Source organism: Cellulophaga sp. BC115SP (genome assembly GCF_009905545.1).
Taxonomy (GTDB): Bacteria; Bacteroidota; Bacteroidia; order Cytophagales; family Spirosomataceae; genus Flectobacillus; species Flectobacillus rivi.
Window position 1 is genome coordinate 1 of record NZ_JAAALB010000118.1, and the last position, 2,220, is coordinate 2,220.

General features: G+C 32.7%; 3 protein-coding genes. All 3 read left to right on the forward strand.

Annotated features, from left to right (window positions below):
* The first annotated feature begins 244 nt into the window (after positions 1 to 244).
* Entirely contained in the window at positions 245 to 724 is a 480-nt protein-coding gene (locus GVN22_RS27040; RefSeq protein ID WP_166554118.1) for a hypothetical protein, read from the forward strand.
* Positions 725 to 1,037: 313 nt separating this feature from the next.
* Positions 1,038 to 1,445, forward strand: a complete 408-nt coding sequence (locus GVN22_RS27045) for a hypothetical protein (protein WP_166554119.1) — start codon at positions 1,038 to 1,040, stop codon at positions 1,443 to 1,445.
* Between the two features lie 224 nt (positions 1,446 to 1,669).
* The coding region (locus GVN22_RS27050) for a DUF4369 domain-containing protein (RefSeq protein ID WP_166554120.1) at positions 1,670 to 2,220 on the forward strand (551 nt) is incomplete at its 3' end.

The window sequence follows — 2,220 nt, forward strand, 5'->3', positions numbered from 1 at the left end:
GTCATCTTAAAAATAGTTTGTAATTTATGCAAAGATAAAACTGGAGAGGCAAAAGCTACCAGAGGTTTAGTTCAACATGGGTTTGTGGCAAATGAGTCGGACGGAAGTAATTGAACATTTATCCCTCAATCAGCTAACTACAAAGGCTCAATAGCAGGTTTTAAAAATCCCTACCTGCCACAAAACCTGTCTGTTAGCCACTATAATAGTAGACTCCACTCAGACAATAGTAATAAGCAAAAAAATGGATAAACGAAAATATTTACTTTTTCAAGGTTGGGCTTACGCTTTAGTTGTAGTCGTACTTACGGTAATTTTTGCATTCCAAAAAACTGATGAGTTCGGAATTATTTTTGGAATAGCTTTTCTTTCTTTTTTAGCCTACAAATCTTATTCTTGTTTTAAAGAACTTAAAAACACAAGAGAAGAAGATAGAGTTTATGCACCTTCGACAGACTCTACGATAGCAGAAAAAATATCCTTTTACAAAAGAATGCTTTTGATTGGAGTTCCTGCATTTATAATCACATCGGTTTGGACATATATAGACTTGAAAAGCTTGGAATCAGGGACTGTTGGCTCTGTACTATTATGGGAGCCTGTTTCGCTACTTTACAACTTGGGTGGTTTTTGGTTAGCTGTTTTAGCAACACCACTATTGGGAGTTTTAATAGTAATTCTAGGTTTGAGAAAAATAAAAGAGCTAAAAGATTCGGAACAATAGTAATCTGCTTAAAAAGTAATTTTAAAAGTCGACCACTTAAAGATTGCAGGAAAGGACGAAATTTGGCACAGAAAAAATTACAGCTACTAACATGAGTTTGTGGCAAGTGGAGGCTAACGGGAACACCTTGAATATTTGTAAGAAACTCAATATCAGTAATTTGTATCGGATAACATTCAAACAGACGAGTTTCAAATCCCCAATCAGCATAAAGCCCTGTCCGTTAGGTACCATATTATGAAAACCAAACCAAACTTCCACTTGACAAAAGATAATTATCGTGTATGCTGACCAACAGAAAATAAAGTCTATCTTGACATCTCTAATTGCAAAACGAGACTATTTTCAATTAAAACCAGCAACACACGATCAAATAGAGATTTTCAAAAATAGAGCATTTGAACGTAAAGTTGACTCAACAGTCATAGAACAACTAGTCGACCTTTATAAAGTTGCAGACTTTTTCTATTATGAAATTGTTTTAGGCTTTCATAGTTGTACTGACTTAGACATTTTTGAATGGTGGGACGATAAGGAATTATGGATTGGACAACGGGATTTTTACACAATCCGTTGGGCTAATAATAAATTTTGTTTAGGTGAACCAAGTACGATTAGTTTCTCGGAAGAATATGAATTCGACACTTTGATTCAACTTATCGAAGGTTGTATTGAAAAAGAAATTAAAGTCGCAGAAGACTATAACAAATTGAATAACTAACGATATAGTGAAATAGTCTAAAAATACGGCACACAAAATAGATTTGAGAAAAGTGCAAGGCTAACGCACAAAAGCCAACGCTTCACTTGCACCTTCACCAATACCTATTAGTTAATTGCAATATCAAAATCATAGTTTTACACAAAATGAACTATCACAATAGTTCATTTTTAAGACAGCTAAAAAAAGAAAACTAAATACTGAAAAACAAAAAAATCACATCTATGAAAAATTTTATTTATTTACTCCTCTTCATTTCACATAATATTTTTTCACAACAAATTCCTTTTAAAATAACTGGCACTTATGAAGATGGGCTTATTAAAAAGGTGAATGTTCACAGAAACCCAACTTTTTCGATCGACACTATTATCATCAATAAAAATAAATTTGTCCTAACAGGAAAACTAGACTATCCTATGCATATTGAAATTGGATTTAATGATTTTCAAGGAGCTAGAGGTGTGTATACGGATGGAAAAACGATCAATGTTATATATAAAAATAAGCCAAATTTGATCGATAGTAAAGTTATTCAAGTTTCCCCTGTCAGTGTTTCTGGAAATCCTATCACCATTGATGACCACAAAATTTGGGGACTTATTTCCCAAAAATTTAAAGATAGTTTTTCATTCGAGGACAAAGCTAAAATCATGAATTTGATTGAAAAACATACAGAAAAATATCCCAATTCTTTGAGTAATCTTTCATTAATAGCAAATATTATGGACATAGCTTCAACAGATGAAATAAATGCTCTGATGGAGAAAATACC

Bases quoted from the DNA above. Each gene is read 5' to 3' on its own strand.
- GVN22_RS27040 (WP_166554118.1), top strand. From the start codon at position 245: ATGGATAAACGAAAATATTTACTTTTTCAAGGTTGGGCTTACGCTTTA.